This window comes from Streptomyces sp. NPDC127177 (genome assembly GCF_042672475.1).
GTDB lineage: Bacteria > Actinomycetota > Actinomycetes > Streptomycetales > Streptomycetaceae > Streptomyces.
The window spans coordinates 63455-85183 of the sequence record NZ_JBHXUW010000032.1; the positions used below are offsets into that span (position 1 = coordinate 63455).

Annotated in this window: 21 protein-coding genes; 12 read left to right on the plus strand and 9 right to left on the minus strand. The window is 72.5% G+C overall.

Annotation, left to right across the window (positions count from 1 at the left end):
* Positions 1-73 precede the first annotated feature (73 nt).
* A complete protein-coding gene (locus ACFVJX_RS20715; protein ID WP_384130823.1) occupies positions 74-820 on the plus strand; it encodes a hypothetical protein in 747 nt (248 codons plus the stop codon).
* A gap of 129 nt (positions 821-949) precedes the next feature.
* Here ACFVJX_RS20715 and ACFVJX_RS20720 read toward each other — a convergent pair whose 3' ends face one another.
* Complete coding sequence (locus ACFVJX_RS20720) at positions 950-3376, minus strand: serine/threonine-protein kinase (protein WP_384130826.1); 2427 nt, start codon at positions 3374-3376, stop codon at positions 950-952.
* 176 nt (positions 3377-3552) lie between these two features.
* On the minus strand, positions 3553-4353 hold the full coding sequence (locus ACFVJX_RS20725; protein ID WP_384130829.1) for a VOC family protein: 801 nt from the start codon (positions 4351-4353) through the stop codon (positions 3553-3555).
* Positions 4354-4679: 326 nt separating this feature from the next.
* On the opposite strand from ACFVJX_RS20725, the gene ACFVJX_RS20730 reads away from it, so the two are divergent.
* Positions 4680-5327, plus strand: coding sequence for a TetR family transcriptional regulator (locus ACFVJX_RS20730; RefSeq protein ID WP_384130832.1), 648 nt, complete (start codon positions 4680-4682; stop codon positions 5325-5327).
* Positions 5328-5461: 134 nt separating this feature from the next.
* Here the strand turns inward: ACFVJX_RS20730 and ACFVJX_RS20735 are convergent, their stop codons facing one another.
* Complete coding sequence (locus tag ACFVJX_RS20735) at positions 5462-5959, minus strand: nitroreductase/quinone reductase family protein (protein WP_384125938.1); 498 nt, start codon at positions 5957-5959, stop codon at positions 5462-5464.
* Positions 5959-7224 (minus strand): acyl-CoA dehydrogenase family protein, encoded by a 1266-nt coding sequence (locus ACFVJX_RS20740; protein WP_384125941.1) that lies wholly within the window; start codon positions 7222-7224, stop codon positions 5959-5961. The genes ACFVJX_RS20735 and ACFVJX_RS20740 overlap by 1 nt, the downstream gene beginning before the upstream one ends.
* Before the next feature lie 166 nt (positions 7225-7390).
* Between ACFVJX_RS20740 and ACFVJX_RS20745 the strand changes: the two genes are divergently transcribed.
* A complete protein-coding gene (locus tag ACFVJX_RS20745; RefSeq protein WP_384125944.1) occupies positions 7391-8569 on the plus strand; it encodes an acetyl-CoA acetyltransferase in 1179 nt (392 codons plus the stop codon).
* Between the two features lie 210 nt (positions 8570-8779).
* The gene (locus tag ACFVJX_RS20750) at positions 8780-9469 is read left to right on the plus strand and encodes a pyridoxal 5'-phosphate synthase (RefSeq protein WP_384125947.1); all 690 of its coding nucleotides are present in this window, start codon (positions 8780-8782) and stop codon (positions 9467-9469) included.
* 117 nt (positions 9470-9586) lie between these two features.
* Here ACFVJX_RS20750 and ACFVJX_RS20755 read toward each other — a convergent pair whose 3' ends face one another.
* Both ACFVJX_RS20755 and ACFVJX_RS20760 read right to left on the minus strand, forming a co-directional pair.
* On the minus strand, positions 9587-9775 hold the full coding sequence (locus tag ACFVJX_RS20755) for a ferredoxin (RefSeq protein ID WP_384126180.1): 189 nt from the start codon (positions 9773-9775) through the stop codon (positions 9587-9589).
* 29 nt (positions 9776-9804) lie between these two features.
* Positions 9805-11016 (minus strand): cytochrome P450, encoded by a 1212-nt coding sequence (locus tag ACFVJX_RS20760; protein ID WP_384125950.1) that lies wholly within the window; start codon positions 11014-11016, stop codon positions 9805-9807.
* Positions 11017-11254: 238 nt separating this feature from the next.
* Between ACFVJX_RS20760 and htpX the strand changes: the two genes are divergently transcribed.
* The 4 genes from htpX (at position 11255) to ACFVJX_RS20780 (ending at position 13835) form a co-directional block, all read left to right on the plus strand.
* Entirely contained in the window at positions 11255-12166 is a 912-nt protein-coding gene (htpX, locus tag ACFVJX_RS20765; protein ID WP_384125953.1) for a zinc metalloprotease HtpX, read from the plus strand.
* Between the two features lie 26 nt (positions 12167-12192).
* A complete protein-coding gene (locus ACFVJX_RS20770) occupies positions 12193-12777 on the plus strand; it encodes a hypothetical protein (RefSeq protein ID WP_384125956.1) in 585 nt (194 codons plus the stop codon).
* An 81-nt stretch (positions 12778-12858) separates the two neighbouring features.
* On the plus strand, positions 12859-13179 hold the full coding sequence (locus ACFVJX_RS20775) for a hypothetical protein (RefSeq protein ID WP_384125959.1): 321 nt from the start codon (positions 12859-12861) through the stop codon (positions 13177-13179).
* A gap of 59 nt (positions 13180-13238) precedes the next feature.
* Positions 13239-13835: a DUF1707 domain-containing protein gene (locus ACFVJX_RS20780; RefSeq protein ID WP_384125963.1), complete on the plus strand. Its 597-nt coding sequence runs from the start codon at positions 13239-13241 to the stop codon at positions 13833-13835.
* A gap of 13 nt (positions 13836-13848) precedes the next feature.
* Here the strand turns inward: ACFVJX_RS20780 and ACFVJX_RS20785 are convergent, their stop codons facing one another.
* The 3 genes from ACFVJX_RS20785 to ACFVJX_RS20795 all read right to left on the minus strand — a co-directional run bounded on the left by ACFVJX_RS20785 (position 13849) and on the right by ACFVJX_RS20795 (position 15667).
* Positions 13849-14631 (minus strand): thioesterase family protein, encoded by a 783-nt coding sequence (locus ACFVJX_RS20785; protein ID WP_384125966.1) that lies wholly within the window; start codon positions 14629-14631, stop codon positions 13849-13851.
* A gap of 77 nt (positions 14632-14708) precedes the next feature.
* Positions 14709-15218 carry a Zn-ribbon domain-containing OB-fold protein gene (locus ACFVJX_RS20790; protein ID WP_384125969.1) on the minus strand — a complete coding sequence of 170 codons (510 nt, stop codon included), beginning with the start codon at positions 15216-15218 and terminating at the stop codon, positions 14709-14711.
* Positions 15215-15667 carry a DoxX family protein gene (locus ACFVJX_RS20795; RefSeq protein ID WP_384125971.1) on the minus strand — a complete coding sequence of 151 codons (453 nt, stop codon included), beginning with the start codon at positions 15665-15667 and terminating at the stop codon, positions 15215-15217. Before ACFVJX_RS20795 ends, ACFVJX_RS20790 begins: the two co-directional genes overlap by 4 nt.
* Positions 15668-15824: 157 nt before the next feature.
* On the opposite strand from ACFVJX_RS20795, the gene ACFVJX_RS20800 reads away from it, so the two are divergent.
* The 4 genes from ACFVJX_RS20800 to ACFVJX_RS20815 all read left to right on the plus strand — a co-directional run bounded on the left by ACFVJX_RS20800 (position 15825) and on the right by ACFVJX_RS20815 (position 21647).
* Complete coding sequence (locus tag ACFVJX_RS20800) at positions 15825-17012, plus strand: flavin-containing monooxygenase (protein ID WP_384125974.1); 1188 nt, start codon at positions 15825-15827, stop codon at positions 17010-17012.
* Positions 17013-17517: 505 nt separating this feature from the next.
* Positions 17518-19746, plus strand: a complete 2229-nt coding sequence (locus tag ACFVJX_RS20805; RefSeq protein ID WP_384125977.1) for an acetate--CoA ligase family protein — start codon at positions 17518-17520, stop codon at positions 19744-19746.
* A 112-nt stretch (positions 19747-19858) separates the two neighbouring features.
* Complete coding sequence (locus tag ACFVJX_RS20810) at positions 19859-20755, plus strand: enoyl-CoA hydratase/isomerase family protein (protein ID WP_384125979.1); 897 nt, start codon at positions 19859-19861, stop codon at positions 20753-20755.
* Between the two features lie 277 nt (positions 20756-21032).
* The gene (locus tag ACFVJX_RS20815) at positions 21033-21647 is read left to right on the plus strand and encodes a flavin reductase family protein (RefSeq protein WP_384126181.1); all 615 of its coding nucleotides are present in this window, start codon (positions 21033-21035) and stop codon (positions 21645-21647) included.
* The last annotated feature ends 82 nt before the right edge of the window (positions 21648-21729 follow it).

A 21729-nucleotide genomic window follows, 5' to 3' on the forward strand; every position in this document is an offset into this window, starting at 1 on the left:
GCGTCGAATCGAGAGCGGTGCTGGTCCGTGTCACCGGCCGGTGACGCGTCGCACGCGCCCGCAGGAGGCGGAGATGATCCGTAACGTCCTCGGCTCGATCGTCGCTCTCGCAGGAGCGGCGGCCGCCGTGCTGAGCCCCTTCCGTGACTGGTACGACGGCCGCCTCGGGCGGCATTACCGGATCGGCGACCTCTTCACGGGGGCCGGTGTCACGGGGGCTCATCCCGGCCTGTTCGGCTCCATCTGGCTGCCCTTTCTCTTCGCCGCGGTCGTGACGGTCGTCGGCGTGGTGCTGCGGTCCCGGCTGCTGGTCGCGTTCGCAGGTGTGGTGGTGCTCGGATTCGCGGTGCTGTGGATGGTCCGCCAGGGCCAGGCGGCGGGGAGCCTGACGGTCGACGGCGGCGGCTCCGGGCTCCAGCAGGGGGTCGCGGGTGCGGTCGGCGGCGGGGTGCTGCTTCTGCTGGGGGCGGCGCTCATGTCGGGGCGGGCGCGGAGCCGTACGGTGCAGAGCCGTGCGGGGCGGCGTGGGGAGCCGTACGGGGTGCCGGGGGCAGGGGATCCCGACACCTGGCCGCCCACTCGGGAGCCGGGGCCGTCGGTGCAGACGAGCCCCTGGCCCGAGCCGGAACCGGACCCCTACGTGGGCCCCGCCGCTTCAACCCCACCGGACCACCAGAGCCCGCCGGACCACCAGAGCCCGCCGGACCGCCAGAGCCCTTACGGCCCCTCCGGCCCTTACGGCCCTTCCAGCCCGTCCGGCCCTTCCAACCCGTCCGGCCCTTCCAGCCCGTCCGGCCCTTCCAGCCCGTCCGGCGATTGAGGACGGAGCGGTCGGCCGGACGCAACCCGCGCCCCGTCCTCACCGCTCACCGCTCACCGCTCACCGTCACCACCTCAACGGTGCCGTCCTCGAACGCCGCACGGGCCGACGTGAACGGCACCGGGGCCGCTACGGGCGGGGGCGGTTGCCGGTGCCGGTCCCCTTCCGGGCGTCCAAGGCGTACACGCAGCGGTCCTTGCTGCACGCGTACACCACCCCGCCCCGCGCCACCGGCGACCCCGTGATCTCGCCACCCGTGGCAAGCTTCCAGCGGAGCTGGCCCCCCGCCGCGTCCAGCGTGTAGAGCACATGGTCCGCGGAGCCGAAGTGGACCCGGCCGTCGGCGACGACGGGCGCTCCCACCACGTCACCGCCCGCGGCGAAGCGCCACTTCGGGGTGCCGGTCACCGCGTCCAGCGTGTACAGCGCGCTGCCGCTGCCGACGTGCACGTTCCCCGTGGCCACCAGCACCGGTTCGACCGACTGCCGGGACTCCGTGGCGATGCGCCACCGGTCCTTGCCGGTCGAGGCGTCCAGGGCGTAGACCGTGCCGAGGTAGTCCGCGAGGTAGACCCCGCCGCCGGTGACCGCCGGCCCCGGCGCGAACGCGGGCGGCGAGAGGAAGACCGCCGGCGACTCGAAGTGCCAGCGCACCCGCCCGGAGGCGATGTCCAGCGCGAGGACCCGGGTGCCGGCGCAGACGTACGCGTAGCCGTCCGGCGCCGGGGTCACCCGGACCGGCACCCCGCCGCAGGAGGCCGCGTCGCCGACCGGGTACGACCAGCGCTCGACGCCCGTGCGGGCGTCGACGGCCCGCAGTCTGGCGTCCTGCCAGAGGTAGACCGTGCCGTCGTGGATCGCGGGCCCCGCCTCCGCCGTCTCGAAGTCCGTCTGCGCGCCGGTGGTCTCCCAGAGCTTCTCCCCGGTGGACGCCTCCCACGCCTGGACGCCACCGCCCCGGGTCCCGGTGACGACCGTGCCGCGGTCGGCCTTGAGCGAGTACACCCACGCATCGCTCTGGAGCCGCCACCGCTCGGCACCGGTGACCGCGTCCAGGGCGTAGAGCGAGGGGCCGTCCGAGGCGTGGATGCGGTTGCCGTCCACGGCCATCGCCCAGGCGACGTCACGGGTCTTGAACTGGCGCCGCCCGTTGCCGGTGTCCAGCGCGTGTACCTCGAAGGAGGTGACGTACAGCAGGTCACCGACGACGACCGGCGTACCCCACACGTCGTTCGACATCCGGAACCGCCAGGGCCGCCAGCGTTCCGGACCGGAGGGCGCGCTGTCGGGCGCGTGCGCCGGAGCGGGCACGGGGGCGGGCGGTGCCGTGGCCGCGCCGTTCACCCCGGCGGGCGGGCGCACCCAGCCGGTCGCCGGGGCGGCCTCGGCGGTGGCCGCCGCGGCGTGTGCCCGCTGGGCGCGCGGACCGGGACCGATCGGCACCTGCGCACCGGAGAGCCGCACAGGGCCGCCCGCGTCGGGCGCCTCCGCGCCCGCTGCCGGGCCGGGCGGGACGGGCGGAACAGGCGGGGCCGCCTGCGCGCGCAGGTCCGCGCCGCTGCGCCAGCCGGTGTCCCGGTCGCCGCCCGGCGGATCGGCCGGCGGCGGCGGAACGGGGGCGGGCGCGGGGGCAGGCACCGGCGCGGGCGCGACCGCGCGTCCGCCGCCGCGGCGCTGCTCGATCATCTCGGTGGCGGCGGTCGGCAGCCAGGCCGAAGCCGTACCGCTGTCGTCACCGCCGGAGGCGAAGAGGTGCGGAGCGAGCTGGGACTGCAGCTCGGCCGGGGTGGGCCGGCGCGAGGCGTCCATCTGCATGCAGGACTCGATCAGCGGCCGCAGATCGTCCGGCAGACCGGAGACGTCGGGCCCCTCGCGCAGCAGCATGAAGACCGTCTCGACCGGGTTCGCTCCGTGGAACGGCGCATGACCGGTCGCGGCGAAGACGAGCGTCGAGCCGAGCGAGAAGATGTCGCTGGCGCCCGTGACGCTGCGCGAGTCCCGCGCCTGCTCGGGCGACATGTACGCGGGCGTGCCCACGGCGACGTTCGTCATGGTGAGCCGGGTGTTGGAGACCCCGGATGCGATCCCGAAGTCGATCACCCGCGGACCGTCCTCGACGACGAGCACGTTCGACGGCTTCATGTCGCGGTGGACGAGCTTCGCACCGTGGATGGACTGGAGGGCCTCGGCGATGCCCGCGGCCAGCCAGCGCACCGCCTGGGTCGGCATCGGCCCGCACTCATTCACTATTTCCTCGAGCGAGGGCGCGGGCACGTAGGCGGTGGCGAGCCAGGGCACGGCGGCGCGCGGATCGGCGTCGACCACAGCGGCCGTGTAGAAACCGCTGACCGCCCGGGCCGCCTCCACCTCACGCGTGAAGCGGACCCGGAACAGCTGATCCTCGGCCAGTTCCGTGCGTACCGTCTTGATCGCCACCCGCCGGCCCGACGCCGAGCGGGCCAGATAGACCAGCCCCATGCCGCCGGCCCCGAGCCGTCCCAGCACCTCGAACGGGCCGATCCGCCTCGGGTCGTGCTGCGTCAGCTGCTCCACCACTTGCCTGCCACCTCCCCGTACGGACCTCAGTCGACAGAGGCCCGCGAAAAACCCGCCCTGTGCAGCGTCTCACCCCTGGGCACCACCCGGCGGTGCGCACCCTGATTGTTCCTGGCCGAGGCCCCGGTTGCGAACCCGGGGGCAGATCCGGGTGTCATGGCTCACTCCGGGCCGAATCAGGACACCGGTGGCTGAAGTACGGCGAACACGGCTCCCTGGTTGTCCTGGAGGACCGCCATCCGCCCGTAGGGGATGTCGAAGGGCGGTGCGGAGACCCGGCCGCCGAGCCGGACGGTGGTGCCGGCCGACTCGTCGCAGTCGGCGACGGCGAAATAGTTGAGGAAGTAGCTGGGCATCTCGGCAGGGAAGGCGTCCGTGATGACGCTGCGCCCGCCGACCGCCGTGTCCGGGCCGGGTTCCGTACCGGCGGGCGACCACATACGGAAGTCGACACCGGCCTCGTCCGTCCCCGGGGAGCGGGAGCCGTCCTCGTCCGGATCGACCGAGCGGAAGCCGAAGACCTGCTCGTAGAAGGGGTCGACGCGCTCCTTCTGCCGTGTGTAGACCTCGGTCCAGCAGAAGGAGCCCGGCTCGTTCTGCTTCTGGAAGCCCTTGCGCTCACCCGCCTGCCAGAGCCCGAAGACGGCGCCGCCGGGGTCGGCGGCCTGGGCGAGCACCCCGGAACGGCCGGCCCGGACCGGTTCGGTGATCACCTGGCCGCCCGCCTCCCGGATCCGGGCGACGGACGCGGTGATGTCGTCGGTGGCGAAGTAGACGCCCCAGGCGGTCGGCATCCGTCCGTCCTGCTTGGCGGCGAGCGCGGCCACCAGGGCCCCGCCGCCGAGGGCGTCGACGTAGGGTCCGTCGCCGGCCCGGAAGGTCCAGCCGAAGAGCTCACCGTAGAAGCGCTTTCCCGCCTCCAGGTCGGAGAGCTGCACATCCACCCAGCACGGCGCGGACTGCGCGAATGCGGCCATGGGCCCGGGTCCTTCCGTAGCGTGGACGTCGTCAGTGGTGACGCTCGTCACACCCAACGTAGCGGCGGGGCCCGGCCCGCGCGCCCCAACCACTTCGACTCGAACACACGTTCGGCACCAAGGTCTCCGGGCGTCATCGTTACGGAAAGTTATCCACGGAAGTTATCCACAGGCTGTTGATAACACTAGTCAGACTGTGGGCAACCCCGTACGGACCCACCGGGCACTTCACCGGAAACCCCCGCACTCCCCCCACCACGTCTGCGGCACTCCCCATTTGCAGTCGGCCGAATCGCGCTCCGATCACCCGTCGGTAAGCTGACGGCATGACAGGACAAGTACGCACCGTCGACGGCCGCGTGGCCGGCCGACGCGGACAGGCGACGCGGCAGAAGCTGCTCGACTGCCTCAGCGAGATGCTCAGCTCCTCGCCGTACCGGGACGTCAAAGTCATCGACGTCGCCCGGAAGGCGGGGACTTCACCCGCGACCTTCTATCAGTACTTCCCCGACGTCGAGGGCGCCGTCCTCGAAATCGCCGAAGAAATGGCCAAGGAAGGCGCCGGACTGACCGAACTGGTCGCCGGACGCTCCTGGGTCGGCAAGTCGGGCTGGCAGACCGCCGAAGAACTCGTCGAGGGGTTCCTCGACTTCTGGCGGCGCAACGACGCGATCCTGCGTGTGATCGACCTCGGCGCGGCCGAGGGCGACAAGCGGTTCTACAAGATCCGTATGAAGATCCTCAACTCCGTCACCAACTCCCTTACGGATTCGGTGAAGGAGCTCCAGGCCAAGGGCAAGGTGGACAAGGACGTCAGCCCGGCGGCGATGGCAGGCTCCCTGGTGGCGATGCTGGCCGCGGTCGCCTCGCACCAGAAGGGCTTCACCACCTGGGGCGTGAAGCAGGCCGAACTCCGGCCGAACCTCGCGCTGTTGGTGCACCTGGGCATCACCGGCAAGAAGCCGACGAAGTAGCGCCCGCGCCGGATTCCCCCGTACTGGGTGACGCGCGGTGATCCCGGGTGCCCCAGGTCCTGTCTCGCCGACGGCGGACCACGCAGGTGGTCCGCCGTCGGCGTACCCGGACACTTCCGTGCGCCCGCCCGCACTCAATCCGTGGCGTCGCGCCGCTCCAGCCGGAACAGCCGGATCTCGCGGTCGATCCGCGCCTGGTACGCCGCGTACGGCGGCCAGAACCTCAGCGCCGCCTCCCACACGGCCGCCCGTTCGGCGCCCTCCAGCAGCCCTGCCCGTACGGGAATGTCGCGGCCCTTCCAGTTGATGACGGCCTCCTCCGGGTGCGCCAGCAGGTTCCCCGTCCAGGCGGGGTGCCCCGGACGGCCGAAGTTGCTGCCGACCAGAATCCAGCCGCCCCCGCCGCTGTCGCCACCCTCCGGCATGCAGGCCAGTGGGGTGGTCCTGAGCAGTCCGCTGCGGGCCCCCGGCACCGTCAGGACGACCCCGGGCAGCATCTGCGCGCTGAGCAGCACCCGGCCGCGGGTGAGCCGGTGGACGGTGCGGTCCATGGCCGGTACGAGATGGGGCGCGATCCGTGCGAAGGCGCGGGTCGATGAGACCTTCTGGACGAGGCGGACGCCGGGCGCCATCAGACCGCCACCCGTTCGGCCGCTCCCGGACCGGCGGCTGCCGGCTCGTGCGGGCCGGACGCGAAGAGTCCCGCCTGCTGGGCCGCGTGGTCGCGGAGGCGGTGCACGGGCCCGAGGAGCATTTCACCGGCGGCGGCCCGGTCGACGTACGGATGCGCCCCCTGCTCCCGGCCGAGGCCGTAGCCCCCGTGCAGCTGTACGGCTTCGGCCGTGGTGACCCGCAGGACCTCCAGCGCCTGGGCGAGGGCGAGCCCCCCGGCCTCCCGGCCCCAGGCCGCGTAGTACGCCGCGGAGCGGGCGGACTGCACCCGTACGTACAGATCCGCCAGGCGGTGCTTCACCGTCTGGAAGGCCCCGGCAGCGTGGCCGGACCGCTCACGCTCGCCGAGGCAGGCGGCCGTCCGCTCCAGCGCGCCCGCCGCCGCCCCCACCGCCTCGGCGGCCAGTACCGCCGCCGCTGTGCGGCCGGCCGTGGCGAGGGCCGCCGTCGCGTCCACGGTGTCGTCGGCGCCGAGGAGTTCGGCCTCGGTGTCACGGAGCTGGATCCGGGCGAGCGGCCGGGTCCCGTCCGGGGAGGCCTGCCGGGTGCGGACGAGCCCCGCGGGCGCGGACGCCCCGTCAGTCCGGACCAGGAACAGCAGGGTGCGGCTGCGCGGGAACCCGCCCGCGTGCGCGGCGACCAGGAGCAGTCCGGCGCTGTGCCCGTCCAGCACCTGGGCGGCCTCCCCGTACAGCCGCCACTCCCCGCCGTCACCGGTCTGCCGGGCCTGTACGCCGCCCGCCCTGCCGCCGCCCGCCCAGTTGCCCCCCGTCAGGTCGCCGGTGAGGCCGAGGGCGGTGGGGAGCGAGCCGCCGGGCACGGCCAGCGCCGCGGTGAGCCCGCCCGCGGCGACGGCGGGCAGCAGGGCGGTGCGCTGTTCCTCGGTGCCGAGGGCGAGGATCAGGGGTGCGGCGAGCACGGCCGTGGCGAGCAGCGGGGACGGCAGCAGTACGCGGCCCGTCTCCTCGCAGACGACGGCGAGGTCGGCGGGGCCACGGCCGGCGCCGCCGTACTCCTCCGGGAGGGCGAGTCCGGGCAGCCCGACGTCCCGGCAGAGCCGGCGCCAGAGCGCGGCGTCGTGGCCACCCCGCGCGTCCACGGCGCCGCCGGGGTCGTCCGGTGGCCCCCCGGCACTCCCGTCGCGGCCGGGGCGCCCCGGTCCTGCCAGCAGTTCGCGCACGGTGCGGCGGATCTCGTCCTGTTCCGCGGTGAAGGCGGCATCCATTCGTCGGGCTCCTTCCCCTCAGAGGCCGACGGCCTCTGATCTGACGGGCCGTCATGCTAGGGGGGATTCCGTGAGATGCCCAGAGCCGCGCGCGGTGACGGGGGCCGCAGGAACCCGATGCGACAAGCCCGTTCACCGGCACTGAATCTGATGTACCGTCAGATTCATGCCTTCTGAGACTTCCTCCCCCCGCAAGGTCGCGGTGGTCGGCATATCCCTCGCCGACTGCGGACGCGTCGACACGGCCACCCCGTACGCCCTGCACGCACAGGCCGCCCGCCGGGCGCTCGCCGACTCGGGGCTCGACCGGTCGGTCGTCGACGGGTTCGCCTCGGCCGGACTCGGCACGCTCGCCCCGGTCGAGGTCGCCGAGTACCTGGGCCTGAAGCCCACCTGGGTGGACTCCACCACGGTGGGCGGATCGACCTGGGAGGTGATGGCGGCCCATGCGGCTGACGCGATCGCGGCGGGCCGCGCCAACGCCGTACTGCTGGTGTACGGATCGACGGCACGCGCCGACATCAGGGCGGGCCGCCGTACGTCCAACCTCTCCTTCGGGGCCCGCGGCCCGCTCCAGTTCGAGGTGCCCTACGGCCACTCGTTGATAGCCAAGTACGCGATGGCCGCGCGCCGCCACATGCACGAGTACGGCACCACCCTGGAGCAGCTGGCCGAGGTGGCGGTGCAGGCCCGCGCCAACGCGGCGGCCAACCCGGACGCGATGTTCCGCGACCCGGTCACGGTGGACGAGGTGCTGTCAGGACCGATGATCGCCGACCCGTTCACCAAGCTGCACTGCTGCATCCGCAGCGACGGCGGCTGCGCGGTGCTGCTGGCCGCCGAGGAGTACGTACCCGACACGGCGAAGGACCCCGTCTGGATCCTCGGGACGGGCGAGCACGTCTCGCACTCCGCCATGTCCGAGTGGGACGACTTCACGGTCTCCCCCGCCGCCGTCTCGGGCCGCCTTGCCTTCGAGCGGGCCGGGGTAAGGCCGGCCGACATCGACCTGGCCGAGATCTACGACGCCTTCACCTACATGACCCTGGTGACGCTGGAGGACCTGGGTTTCTGTGCGAAGGGCGAGGGCGGCGCGTACGTGGAGAAGGGCCGCACGGGCCTGACCGGCGAGCTGCCTGTCAACACGGACGGCGGCGGCCTGTCCGCCTGCCACCCGGGCATGCGCGGACTGTTCCTGCTGGTGGAGGCGGTACGCCAGTTGCGCGGCGAGGCTGGGGAACGCCAGGTGCGCAAGGCGGGCGGCCGGCTGCCGGAACTGGCGGTGGCGTCCGGCACGGGCGGCTGGTTCTGCTCGTCGGGGACGGTGGTGCTGGGGCGTGGGTGAGGGGCCACCGCGCCGTGGGGCGTGGGTTTTCGCCTGAGGTGACGACAAGAGACACCGGGCTCCCGTATCGGGCAGCGGCTTCCCCGTCGAAGGGCAGCGGTTCGAAGGCGGCCACGGCGCGGCCCCCGGCTTCTCCATCCGTACGCACCGTTGGATGCCCGCCCGACGCACCGTTGGATGCCCGCCCACCCATGCGGTGCAATGAGCCGTATGACCGACGCACCCCCTTCCCCCGCGCAGCGCGCCTTCCGTGACCTGCTCCACGCCCAGCGCGTGTGGGACATCGAGCTGCCCGCCTTCGATCCGGCCGCCGCTCCACCGGCCCCGCTCCCCCTCTTCCACTCCTGGTTCGCCGAGGCGGTCGCCGCCGGACAGGCGGAGCCGCACACGATGACCCTGGCCACGGCCGACGCGGAGGGACTGCCCGATGTCCGCACGCTGATGCTGCACGACGCGGACGAGCGCGGCTGGCACTTCGCCACGCACTCCGGCAGCGCGAAGGGCCGCCAGCTCGCCGGCCGCCCGCAGGGTGCGCTCGGCTTCTACTGGCCCGCCCAGGGGCGGCAGGTACGGGTCCGGGGCCCGGTCACCGCGTGCTCGGCCGCCGAGAGCCGGGCCGATCTGCACGCCCGCTCCACCGGGGCGCTGGCCTCCGCGCTGGTGGGGCGGCAGAGCGAGGTGCTGGGCTCCACGGGGGAACTCGACCGGGCATCGGACACCGCCTGGCAGCGGGCCCAAGCGGAGCCGGACGCCGAGGTGACGTCCTGGACGCGGTACGTGGTCGAACCGCGCGAGGTCGAGTTCTTCCAGGGCGACGCCCGGCGGCGGCACGTACGGCTGCGCTACCGCCGGGTCGCCGGGACCGCCGGGGCCTGGGAGCGGGAGCTGCTCTGGCCCTGACGGCCACCGACCCGGCGGCCGCAGCGACCTCGGCGGCCCTGGCAGCCCCAGCAGCCCTGGCAGCCTCACTGGCCCCAACGACCCCGCCGTGCCCGCCGGGCCCCGGCAGCGTGCCGCTCAGTTCACCGTGATCGCCTGCACCGGGCAGGCGCGGGCCGCCTCCCCGACCATCGGGTCTCCGAGCTCCTCACCGGATTCGGACAGCAGTTCGCTGAACCCGTCGTCGTCCTGGGTGAATACCCTCGGCGCGGCGAGCGCGCACTGTCCCGCGCCGATACACACGTCCCTGTCGATATCGATCCGCATCCCAGCAGGACCTTTCCGATCGTTTTCCGTCACCACGTCACGGGAAGTTCCAGGAGCCCCTGGATCGTGTCCCCGGGTTTGAACGGGATTTCCTCGGCGGGAACCGTCAGGCGCAGACCGGGAAGGCGTTCGAAGAGGGCCGGCAGCGCGATCTCCAATTCGGCTCGGGCCAGATTCTGGCCCAGGCACTGATGGATTCCGAACCCGAAAGCGACGTGATTACGCGCGCTGCGGCCGAGGTCCAGCTCGTCCGCAGCCGGGTACACGGCCTCGTCCCGGTTGATCACCGACGTGGACAGGACGACGCCGTCCCCCGCCCGGACGGTCACCCCGCCGACCTCGATGTCCTCGACGGCCACCCGGGAGAGCCCGTCCGCGATGGACAGGAAGCGCAGCAGCTCCTCGACGGCGGCGGGCATCCCGGCGCTGCCGGAGTCCCGGCCCGCCTCGCGCAGCCGGGCCAGCTGCTCCGGATGCTGAAGAAGGGTGAAGGTGCCGAGCGAGATCATGTTCGCCGTCGTCTCGTGGCCCGCCACGAGCAGGATCTCGGCCAGCCGCACCAGTTCCTCGGTGTCCACCGCACCGGTCTCCAGCTGCTTGGCGATCAGCTCGTCGAGCAGCCCCTCACCCGGATCGCGCCGTTTCCGCTCGATGAGCACGCGGAAGTACTCGTCCAGCGCGTCCCGCGCCGCCTCGACGTCGGAGGCCTCGGGGCCGCGCAGCAGCTTGCGCGACTGCGCCTCGAAGAACTCGTGGTCCGCGTAGGGCACCCCGAGCAGCGCGCAGATGACCATGGAGGGCACCGGCAGCGCGAAGGCGTTGACCAGATCGGCCGGCGGCCCCTGTTCGACCATCGCGTCGAGCAGGCTGTCCACGGTCGCCCGGATCTGCGGGCGCAGGGCCACCGTCCGCTTCAAGGTGAAGCTCGGGATCAGCATCCGGCGCTGGGTGTTGTGCTCCGGGTCGTCGACGCCGATCAGTTCCACCCGCCGCTGGGTGGTCTCGGCCTGCCGCCGGGCGAAGAACGGGAACGCGGGGTTCTCCCGGTCCGACGAAAGCCTCGGATCCACCAGCAGGGACCGTGCTTCTGCGTACCCGGTCACCAACCACGCCGTGCGGCCGTCGAAGAACCGGACGGGAGTCACCGCCTGCTGTCCCCGGCTCTCACTGGGATATCCCGTCGGCGGGTGGTAGGGGCAGGTTCGGTTCTGCGGAAAGGTGACGCTCTCGGTCTCTGCCATGGAGGACCTCGCAATGCGATGGGGGATGTCCTGCCGATCACTCACCACTAGATGCCTCAGGCACCTAGATGGGCTAGGCGTTGTTCGGCCAATTCCCCCGGCCGAATCCCGTAACGCCCTTCCGGCTGCTCGCACCCGCTACGGCCCGTATATCCAGCGGTTCCGCCCGGCCCTTATCCGATTTCAACAGCCGAGGAGCACTATGGGAGACAGATGAGGACTGGACTGGAGGTCACCCATGACCCGAACCCGTAGCCGGTACGACTCCGACCGCGGTCTGACCACACGCATGGTCACCACCATGTTCCTGATCGGCCTGCTGTACGTGGTCCTGGTCGGCGTGCTGCTCGCCGTGCTGCGTGGCGCCTGGCCGATCATCCTGATCATCACCGGGGGCATGTTCATCGCCCAGTTCTGGTTCAGCGACCGCATCGCGGCCTTCAGCATGGGCGCCCGCGAGGTCACGCCCGAGCAGGCACCGGAACTGCACGGCGCCATCGACCGGATCTGCGCCCTTGCCGACATGCCCAAACCCCGCGTGGCGATCTCCGAGAGCGACGTCCCGAACGCCTTCGCCACCGGCCGAAGCGAGAAGACCGCCCTCGTCTGCGCCACCACCGGCCTGCTGCGCAGACTGGAGCCCGAGGAACTTGAGGGCGTGCTCGCCCACGAGATGTCCCATGTCGCACACCGTGACGTCGCCGTCATGACGATCGCCTCGTTCCTCGGCGTACTCGCGGGCATCATCACCCGTGTCGCCCTGTGGGGCGGATTCGCCCGGTCCAACCGGAGCAACGACCCCATCGGCATCGCGATCCTGCTGATTCCGCTGGTCAGCGCGGTGGTCTACGCCCTGAGCTTCCTGCTCACCCGACTGCTGTCGCGCTACCGCGAGCTCTCCGCCGACCGCACGGCCGCGCTGCTCACGGGCCGGCCCTCCGCCCTCGCCTCCGCCCTCACCAAGGTGAGCGGCCAGATGGCCCGGATCCCGACGGAGGACCTGCGGAAGGCGGAGCCGTACAACGCGTTCTACTTCGTCCCGGCCTTCTCCTCCAAGGAGAGCCTGAGCCGGCTGCTCTCCTCGCACCCGACGCTGGAACAGCGGCTCGACCAGCTGGCCCGCATCTCCGCCGACCTGTCGCGTCCCTGACCCCGATCCCCTTGAGGAGTACGTCCGTGGGCCTGCTCGACACCATCCTGGGCCGCAGCAAACCGATCCGGCCCGACCTCGACCAGCTCTTCGCCGTCCCGTCCGCCGCCCTCACCCTCCAGGCGGCGACGGGCTTCGTCCCGACCGGTCTGGGCTCCGTGTGCTTCGCGGGCGTGGAGGGCGGCACCTTCGCCCGTATCCAGCAGGACGTACGGGAGCTGCTGGACGCCGACACCGGGCGCGGCGGCATCCCGGTGGAGTTCAGCCGGGACTCCTACGGCTACACCTGGCTGCTGGCCCGCCAGCCCGCCGAGGACAGCGCCGCCCTGGTCAACGACCTGCACGCGGTCAACACACTGCTCCAGGACGGCGGCTTCGGCCCACAGCTGCTCTGCTCGCTGATCGCCTTCCGGGACGAGCGGGAACGGTCGCTGGCGCTCGTCTACCTCTACAAGCGCGGCACCTTCTACCCCTTCGCCCCGGTGCAGGGCGGCGCCCAGAAGCGCGACAACGAGCTCGAACTACAGGTCCGGTCCGCCCTCGGGGACGACCTCCGGGTGGAGAAGGACCTGGCCCGCTGGTTCCCGGTGTGGGGGGCGCCGGGGCTGTGAGGCCCGCGGTCAGCCGTTGACGGTCGCGTGCCCGAGGAACGCGGTCCAGGCGGCCGGGGCGACGGCGAAGGTGGGGCCGTCGTGACCGGCATCCACTTCGACGCGATCCGGCTGCGCGGCGTACGCGGTGAGGCGGTGCTGCACCATCTGGCCACGCTCACCGACGGCGATCCGGGACCTGTCGTGCGGGAGATCGCGGGGGCGCGGTGGACGTACTTGCTGCTCGCTCCCGGCACGAAGTGCTTCGGGCCGGCCACCCGTGACCAGTACGTGGGCATCCCCGCACCGCACGGCAACACGTATCCGCTGAGCTGGCGTTGCGGGGCGCCGGAGGCGGGGGACTTCGTGGACGCGGAGTTGTTGCACGGGGTGGTGACGGCACAGCTGGTGCCCGAGGAGTAGGCAGGGAAGGGGGGCCGGGAGGCCTGGCCTCGCGTGCCCGCGTCCGTATCATCGACCGCATGACTTCTGAGCCGCCCGCGCGATCCGCCGGACGTATGCGTGCCTCCGACGCCGACCGCGAAGCGGTCGTGGAAGAACTGCGGGAGGCGGCGGCGGACGGCCGGATCGACCTCGATGAGCTGGACACGCGCCTGGGACTGGCTCTCGCCGCCAAGACCCGCGGCGAACTCGTGCCGCTCACCGACGACCTCGGACCGGCCGTGCCCGACTCGGGCGGCGAACCGCTGACGCTGCGGGGCGGCGTGCACGGCGCGCAGCGGACGGGACGCTGGAAGGTGCCGCCGCGCATCCTCGCGTACGGCGGCCTGGGCGGCGTACGTCTCGACTTCACGCAGGCCGAGTGCCGGTTGCGCGAGATCGAGTTGGAGGTGGACTCGCAGATGGCCGGGGTCCGCATCGTGGTCCCGGTGGGCTGGAAGGCGGACACCGACGCCCTGGATCTCGGGTTCGGCGGCCTGAAGGACAAGACCGCGGGCGAACAGCTGCCGGGGACGCCGGTGCTGCGGATCACGGGCACATGCGGCATGGGGGGCGTACACATCCGCCACCCCAACTTCCGCGAGCGCCGCAAGCAGCGCAAGGAACTGCCGCACTGAGCCCGTTCCCGCCCTACACAGGGCGGACGGTGAGGATCTGCTGGGCGTGGCCGACCGGTCCGTTGACATCGTGCAGGACAGTGCTGGTGATGCCCTGACCGGTGGGGCCGAAGACGACCGTGGTGTCCAGCCCGGTCCAACGGCCCTCGGGATGACGGTGCAGGTGGATGGTCAGGTCGACGTTGGGGAACGTCCAGGCCGTCGGTGACTCGCGTACGGCGATGCCGTTGGCGGTGTCGACGAGCGCGACATAGGACGCGAGCGGGCCGACGGGTTCACCCGCGACGAGGTCGAGTGGCGTGGAGACCCAGGCCGTCGCACGGCCCGGCCGGGGCGGCGCGAGCGGGCGGACGTCGATGGACGCGATGTAGCCGCCGGGCCAGAGGTCGGCCATGGCCCAGGGCGCGAGCGCCTCGGGAGGCGTGAGCCTGTCGGTCTCCCCTCCGACGACCGCGCCGGTGTCGACGGCAGCGAGGCACCAGGCCCTGGCGCGCACGACGGGACGGTCCGCGATGAGGGCTACGGCCTCGACCAGTTCGATGGTGCGGCCGGGCCGGATGGTCTCGACCCGGATCTCGCACTCGTCGAGGGCGAGCCGGCCGAGGATGTCGAAGCTGATCCGGGACAGGAGCAGGGCCGCTCCCGGCCGGTCTGCGAGGTGGCTCTCGATGGCGTGGACGATGAGGCCGCCGAGCGGACTGAAGTGCACTTCGTCCGTGCTCCATGCGCCGCTCGCGTGGGCGGTGGGCTTGAAGCGGTGTTCGTCGGTGCGCTCGTAGTAGCTGCCGGTGTTCATGGGTGCGTCCCTCGCGGCCGTGCGGATCAAGGAACCTCAGCGTGACACCGAACGGATTCCGGCCGGCGGCCGGGGCCTCAGAGGGATTCGGGGGCGAAGACCGCCACCGCCTCGTGCCCCTCCTCCCGCCTGAACGTCACCCGCAGCTCCATCCCGATGGCGAGCGCGGACTCCTCGCACTCCACGACCTCCGTCATCATCCGCGGCCCCTCGGCCAGGTCGACGACGGCCGCGACATACGGGACCCGGGTGCCGAACGGGGGCAGGTCGTTGCGGTGGACGACGGACCAGGTGTAGAGCGTGGCCCGGCCGCTCGCCCGTTCCCAGCCGACGTCCTCGCTCCAGCAGTGCGGGCAGAACTCGCGCGGGTAGTGGTGCGCCCGTTCGCAGGCCCGGCACCGGCGCAGCAGCAGATGCCCTTCGGCCGCGGCGTCCCAGTAGGGGCGGGTGAACGCATCGGGCTCCGGGGCGTCGTAACGGGGAGCGGGGGTGCGGGTGGGGGTGGGGGTGAGGGTGGGAGTGGCGGCCGGGGGCTGGGCCGGACCCGGGGGCTGGGCCTGGGCCGGGGGCTGGGCCGGGGGCGTCACAGGAACAGTCCGATCGCGTTGTCGAGGGACCAGGTCTGCCAGGACATCGCGAACAGGGCGACGAGCGAGATCAGCGCCATCATCGCGTTCTGCCCCTGCTCGGCCCAGTCGTGGATCATCAGCACCAGGTAGAGCAGGTTGAGCAGGAGTCCCGCGACCAGCGCGACCGGGGTGAGGAGGCCGGTCACCAGGCCGAGGCCCAGGGCCAGTTCCGCGTAGACGACGACGTGGGCCATCGCCTTCGGGCGCGGCGCGACGATCTTCTCGAAGCCGCCGCGCACCACCGGCCAGCGGTGCTTGCCCGCGACGTCCGCGGCCCAGGCGATGCCGGTGCCGCGCTCGAACCAGCCCTTCTTGTCCTTGTGCCGCCAGCTCTCCAGCCACCACAGGCCGAGGCCTATTCGGAGCACGGCGAGCCACTCGGCTCCGTCGAGCCAGATCGTCCGCATGAGGCCTCCGTTCACGTAATCTGACGGTACGTCAGTTCACCTGATGGCGGCGGACCGCGCAAGAGGTCGCACATGAGTGCGTAGCCGTGATCAATTCGCAATCGATTCCGGTCTTGACCGAGACCCATCAAAGAGGTGGGCGATTACGCTCCAAAACATGCCCGACAGCACATCTACCGCCGGTAGCACCGCCGCGTCCCCCACCGACCTCACCGAGGGTCGGCCCGTCTACGTCATCGGCGGCGGCCCGGGCGGTCTCGCCGCGGCGGCGGCCTTGCGCGCACAGGGTCAACGAGCAGTCGTCCTGGAGAAGTCCGCGGATGTCGGCGCGTCCTGGCGACACCACTACGACCGGCTGCATCTGCACACCACCCGGCGCTGGTCCGCCCTGCCGGGGCTGGCCATGCCCCGCAAATTCGGCCGCTGGGTGTCCCGCGACAACGTGGTGCGCTACCTGGAGAAGTACGCCGAGCACCACGAGCTGGAGGTGGTGACGGGCGTCGAGGTCTCGCGCATCGACCGGGCGCCGGACGGCACCGGGTGGCGGCTGACCGCGACCGGCGGCCGTGAGCTGACCGGGCGGGCCGTGGTCGTGGCCACCGGGTTCAACCACACCCCGCGCATCCCGGACTGGACCGGACGCGACACCTTCACCGGTAAGCTGCTGCACGCGGCCGACTACCGCTCCCCCGCCCCCTTCGCGGGCAAGGACGTCCTGGTCGTGGGCATCGGCAACACGGGAGCCGAGATCGCCGTCGACCTGGTGGAGGGCGGGGCGTCACAGGTGCGGCTCGCCGTGCGGACCGTTCCCCACATCCTGCGCCGCTCCACGGCGGGCTGGCCCGCCCAGGCAACCGGCATCCTGGTGCGCCGGCTGCCCGTCGCCCTCGTCGATCGGGCCGCGGGTCTGATGGCCCGCGCCACCATGCCCGACCTCACCGAACAGGGGCTGCCCCGCCCCGACACCGGCCTGTACTCCCGCGTCAAGGACGGCGCCATCCCGGTCCAGGACGTGGGCCTCATCAACGCGGTGAAGGCCGGCAGCGTGGTGCCGGTGGCGGCCGTCGAGTCGTTCGACAAGGACGCGGTGGTACTGGCCGACGGCACCCGGATCACCCCGGACGCGGTGATCGCCGCTACCGGCTACCTGCGCTCCCTGGAGGGGCTGGTCGGCCACCTCGATGTGCTGGACGCCCGGGGCCGGCCCGTCGTGCACGGCGGGCGCAGCCCCAAGCAGGCTCCCGGCCTGTACTTCACCGGGTTCACCAACCCGATCAGCGGCATGCTCCGCGAACTGGCCCTGGACGCGCAGAAGATCGCCAAGAAGCTGGCCCGCAACGGCTGACCGCCGGAACCGGGGCCGGAACCGCACGGGCGGGGCGGGGCCGGCGGGGGGCCGGCACGGTGGGTGCGGGGCTGCACGGGGTGCGGGGCTGCACGGGGTGCGGGGCTGCACGGGTGACCGGGTGACCGGGTGACCGGGTGACCCAAAGGGCCGGGGCGCCCGGGGGTGCCGCTCCGCCCTCAATCGCCGGGCGGGCTACAAATGCCCGCCCCAGGTTCCGCGCCCCCAAACGCCCAACGGGCCGCAAAAAGCCACCCCAGGTTCCGCGCCCCCGATCGGCGGGCAGACCGCAAGTGGGCCTCCGGGGTGCCGGGCAGACCACAAATGGCCGCGCCGGTCCCGGGTCCGGCGCATCGCAGGAGACGCACGGAGCGGCCACTCCCATCCTTTGCCTGCACGACCATTCCTGACGGGCCGTCAGTTAAGTAATCTGACATGGCGTCAGCTCATGGCGCCGGCCGGGCAGCACGAGCGCCGAGGACCTCGAGCAGGAGTGGGCGGAACGATGCTTGGATCAACTCACGGCACCCTCACCACCGACTTCCGCGCCAGGGTGGTGGCCTGCGGCGAGGAGCCGCACGCCGCCGTCCACAGCATGGCGGCCGCCGCGGCGGAGGGCGATCTCGATGTCAGCGGCCGGCCGCTGCACGCGAACGTGCCCGATCTGGACCGGTTCTTCCGGCCGGAGTCCGTGGCCGTCATCGGCGCATCCGACACCGACGGCCGGCCGAACACCGGAATCACCCGGCAGCTGATCGCCTGGGCCGAGCGGGTCGGGGCGCGGCTGTATCCCGTGCACCCCACGCGGGAGGCCGTCTTCGGGCTCCCGTGCTCTCCTTCCGTAGCGGATCTGCCGGAACAGGTGGACCTGGCGGTGCTGCTGGTCGGCGACCCGCTCCCGGTGATCGAGGAACTGGCGCACGCCAAGGTGAAGTTCGCCGTCGCCTTCGCGTCCGGTTTCGCGGAGACCGGCGTCGAGGGCGCCGCCGCGCAGGCCCGGCTGGCCGCCGCGGTGGAAAGGTCGGGGCTGCGGCTGCTCGGGCCGAACACCAACCTCAACGCCTTCGAGGAGTTCCGCGACGACCTGGAGGGTCCGGCCATCGCGCTGATCACCCAGTCCGGTCACCAGGGCCGCCCCGTCTACACCCTCCAGGAGCTGGGCGTACGGCTCTCGCACTGGGCGCCCACGGGCAACGAGGCGGATCTGGAGACCGCCGACTTCATCGCGTACTTCTCCCAGCGCCCCGAAGTCGGAGCCATCGCCTGCTATGTGGAGGGGCTCAAGGACGGGCGCTCCTTCCTGCTCGCGGCCGACCGGGCCGCTCGGGCCGGCGTCCCGGTGGTGGCGGTCAAGGTCGGGCGGACGGAGACGGGGGCCAGGATGGCCGCGTCACACACCGGCAAGCTGACCGGCGCCGACCAGGTCGTCGACGCGGCGATGCGGCAGTTCGGCGTGATCCGGGTGGATGGTCTCGACGAACTCCAGGACACCGCGGCCCTCCTGGCGCGGGCCCGCAAGCCCCGGGCCGACGGCGTCGTCGTGTATTCGATCTCGGGCGGCACGGGCGCGCACTTCTCCGACCTTGCCACGGCGGCGGGCCTGGAGATCCCCGTCCTGTCCGAGGAGAAGCAGGCCGAGCTGCACACCTGGATACCGGACTACCTGAACGTGGCGAACCCGGTCGACAACGGCGGTCACCCGGTCGGGGACTGGCGTGGCCGGAAGATCATCGACGCGATCCTCGCCGATCCCGGGGTCGGGGTGCTGATCTGTCCCATCACAGGCCCCTTCCCGCCGATGAGCGACAAGCTCGCACAGGACCTGGTGGACGCGGCGGAGACCACGGACAAGCTGGTCTGCGTGGTGTGGGGTTCGCCCGTCGGCACGGAGGAGGCCTACCGCACGACCCTGCTCGGCTCGTCCCGTGTGGCCACCTTCCGTACCTTCGGGAACTGCATCACCGCGGTGAAGGCCTATCTGGACCACCACCGGTTCGCCGCCTCCTACCGCTCCCCCTTCGACGAGGCGCCGCGCACGCCGTCGCCCTCCTTCCGCAAGGCGCAGGCACTGATGCGCCCCGGCCACCAGCTGAGCGAGCACGCGGCGAAGCAGCTGCTGCGGGCGTACGGGATCCGGGTGCCGCGCGAGCAGCTGGTGACCAGCGCCGCGGCGGCCGTCCGGGCGGCGGGGCTCGTCGGCTACCCCGTCGTCATGAAGGCGTCCGGCCCCAGGCTGGCCCACAAGACCGAACTGGGGCTGGTCAAGGTCGGCCTGACCTCGGCGAGCCAGGTGCGGGACGCCTATCGCGAACTGACCGACATCGCGCGCTACGAGGACATCGAGCTGGACGGGATCCTCGTCTGCCAGATGGTCGAGCGGGGCGTCGAGATGATGGTCGGCGTCACGCAGGACGCCCTGTTCGGGCCGACCGTGACCGTCGGCCTCGGTGGCGTGCTGGTCGAAGTGCTGCACGACGCGGCGGTGCGGGTGCCGCCCTTCGGCGAGGACCAGGCGCGGGCGATGCTCGGCGAGCTGCGCGGCCGGGCCCTGCTGGAAGGGGTGCGCGGCGGGCCGCCGGTGGATGTGGACGCCCTCGTCGAAGTGGTGCTGCGGGTGCAGCGGATGGCACTGGAACTGGGCGACGACCTCTGCGAGCTGGACATCAACCCGCTGATGGTCCTGGGCCGCGGGCAGGGCGCAGTGGCGCTGGACGCGCTCGCCGTCTGCCGCTGACCCGACCCCGCCGGCGGCCGGCCGCCTCCCGCCGGCCGCTGACCGGCCCCTGCCGACCGCCCCCGGCCCCGCCCGCCGTCCGCGCCGCCGCCACCTGCTCAGGAGCTGCTTCATGCCGTCCTCCCCCGAAGACACCACCCCCGGCACCCCGTCCGGAACGCCTGAATCATTGATACTCCACGCCACTGACAACGGCGTCTCATGGATCACCCTCAACCGCCCCGAGGCGATGAACGCCGTCACCTGGGGCCAGCGCGAACGCATCATCGCGCTGCTGGCGGAGGCCTCCGCAGACCCCGGGATCCGGGCCGTCGTCCTGACCGCCACCGGCCGCGGCTTCTGCGCCGGCGCCGATCTGCGCGCCACCCCGGCAACCGGCGCCCCGGCAACCGGCGCCCCGGCAACCGGCGCCCCGGCGACCGGCGACCGGGCAACCGGCGACCGGGTGCCCGGCGATGTCGCCCGCACGATCCGGCTCGGCGCACAGCGCCTGATCGGCGCGGTCCTGGACTGCGAGAAGCCCGTCATCGCCGCGGTCAACGGCACGGCCGCCGGTATCGGCGCCCATCTGGCGTTCGCCTGCGATCTGGTGCTGGCCGCCGAATCGGCCAAGTTCATCGAGGTGTTCGTACGCCGCGGCCTCGTACCGGACGGCGGCGGAGCGTATCTGCTGCCCCGGCTGATCGGACCGCAGCGCACCAAGGAGCTGATGTTCTTCGGCGACTCGCTCCCGGCGCGGGACGCGGAGCGGCTGGGCCTGGTCAACCGGACCGTGCCGGACGAGGAACTGGCGGCGACGGCACGGGCCTGGGCCCAGCGGCTGACAGAGGGCCCCACCCGCTCGATCGCCCTGACCAAGCAGCTGGTCAACGCCTCGCTGGACTCCGACCGGACCACGGCGTTCACCGCCGAGGCCATGGCCCAGGAGATCAACATGACGACGCAGGACGCCAACGAGGGCGTGGCGAGCTTCGTGGAACGGCGGGCGGCGAAGTACCGCGGCGTCTGAGGCCGTCGCGGGCTCGAAGCGCCGTTCCCGCGGGTCGCGGCCCGCCGTCTCCGAGGCCCGGCCGAACGGGCCCGGCGCTCCAGCCGGTGTCCCGCCGGTCCTCCTGCCGGGCCGCCCGGCCGGTTTCCCGTCTCATGGGAACGGACCCAGGAGCGGCGCGAGCGGGATACCCGGGCCGGACGTCAGGGGCACCCCCCGACGAAGGCCGGAGGTTCTCCCGCCCTTCCAATCTGACGCTCCGTCAGCTCTAATCGGGAGAGTGATGGGACACGCAGGAATGGCCGCGACCGTCGTCCGCTACCTCAGGTCCGTCGGCGCCGCGACAGCCGTCTCTCCGGCGGCGGTCGATGCGCTGCCGCGCCCCGATCTGCGGGCCGTCGGCGACGACGAGCGACTGTCCCTGGATCCGGGTGAGTTCCGCCGGGTGCTGGGGCACTTCGCCAGCGGGGTCACGATCGTCACCGCGCACGCCCCGGACGACCCCGCGGGCCCGGCGGGCTTCGCCTGCCAGTCGTTCGCCTCGCTCTCGCTGGACCCACCGCTCGTCACGTTCATGGTCGCCCGCACGTCGACGACCTGGCCGCGCATCGCCCGCGCCGGGGCCTTCTGCGTCAACATCCTGGGGGCCGAACAGGGCGCGCTGTGCCGTTCCTTCGCGGTCAGCGGGGCCGACAAGTTCGCCGGGGTGGCCCACACCCCCGCCCCCGCGACCGGGTCCCCGCTGCTGGAATCGGTGCCCGCCTGGGTCGACTGCCGCATCCAGGCCGTCCACACCGGGGGCGACCACCTGATCGTGGTCGGCCGGGTGGAGGCGCTGGGAGCGGCGGCGGGCGGGGCCGGGAGCGGTCCGCTGCTCTTCCACCAGGGGGTGTTCGGGCGCTTCAGCAGCTGAGCCGCACCGTTCGGGCGCTTCAGCGGCTGAGCGGCACCGTTCGGGCATATCGGCGGCTGAGCCGCGGCCGTTCGGGCGCTTC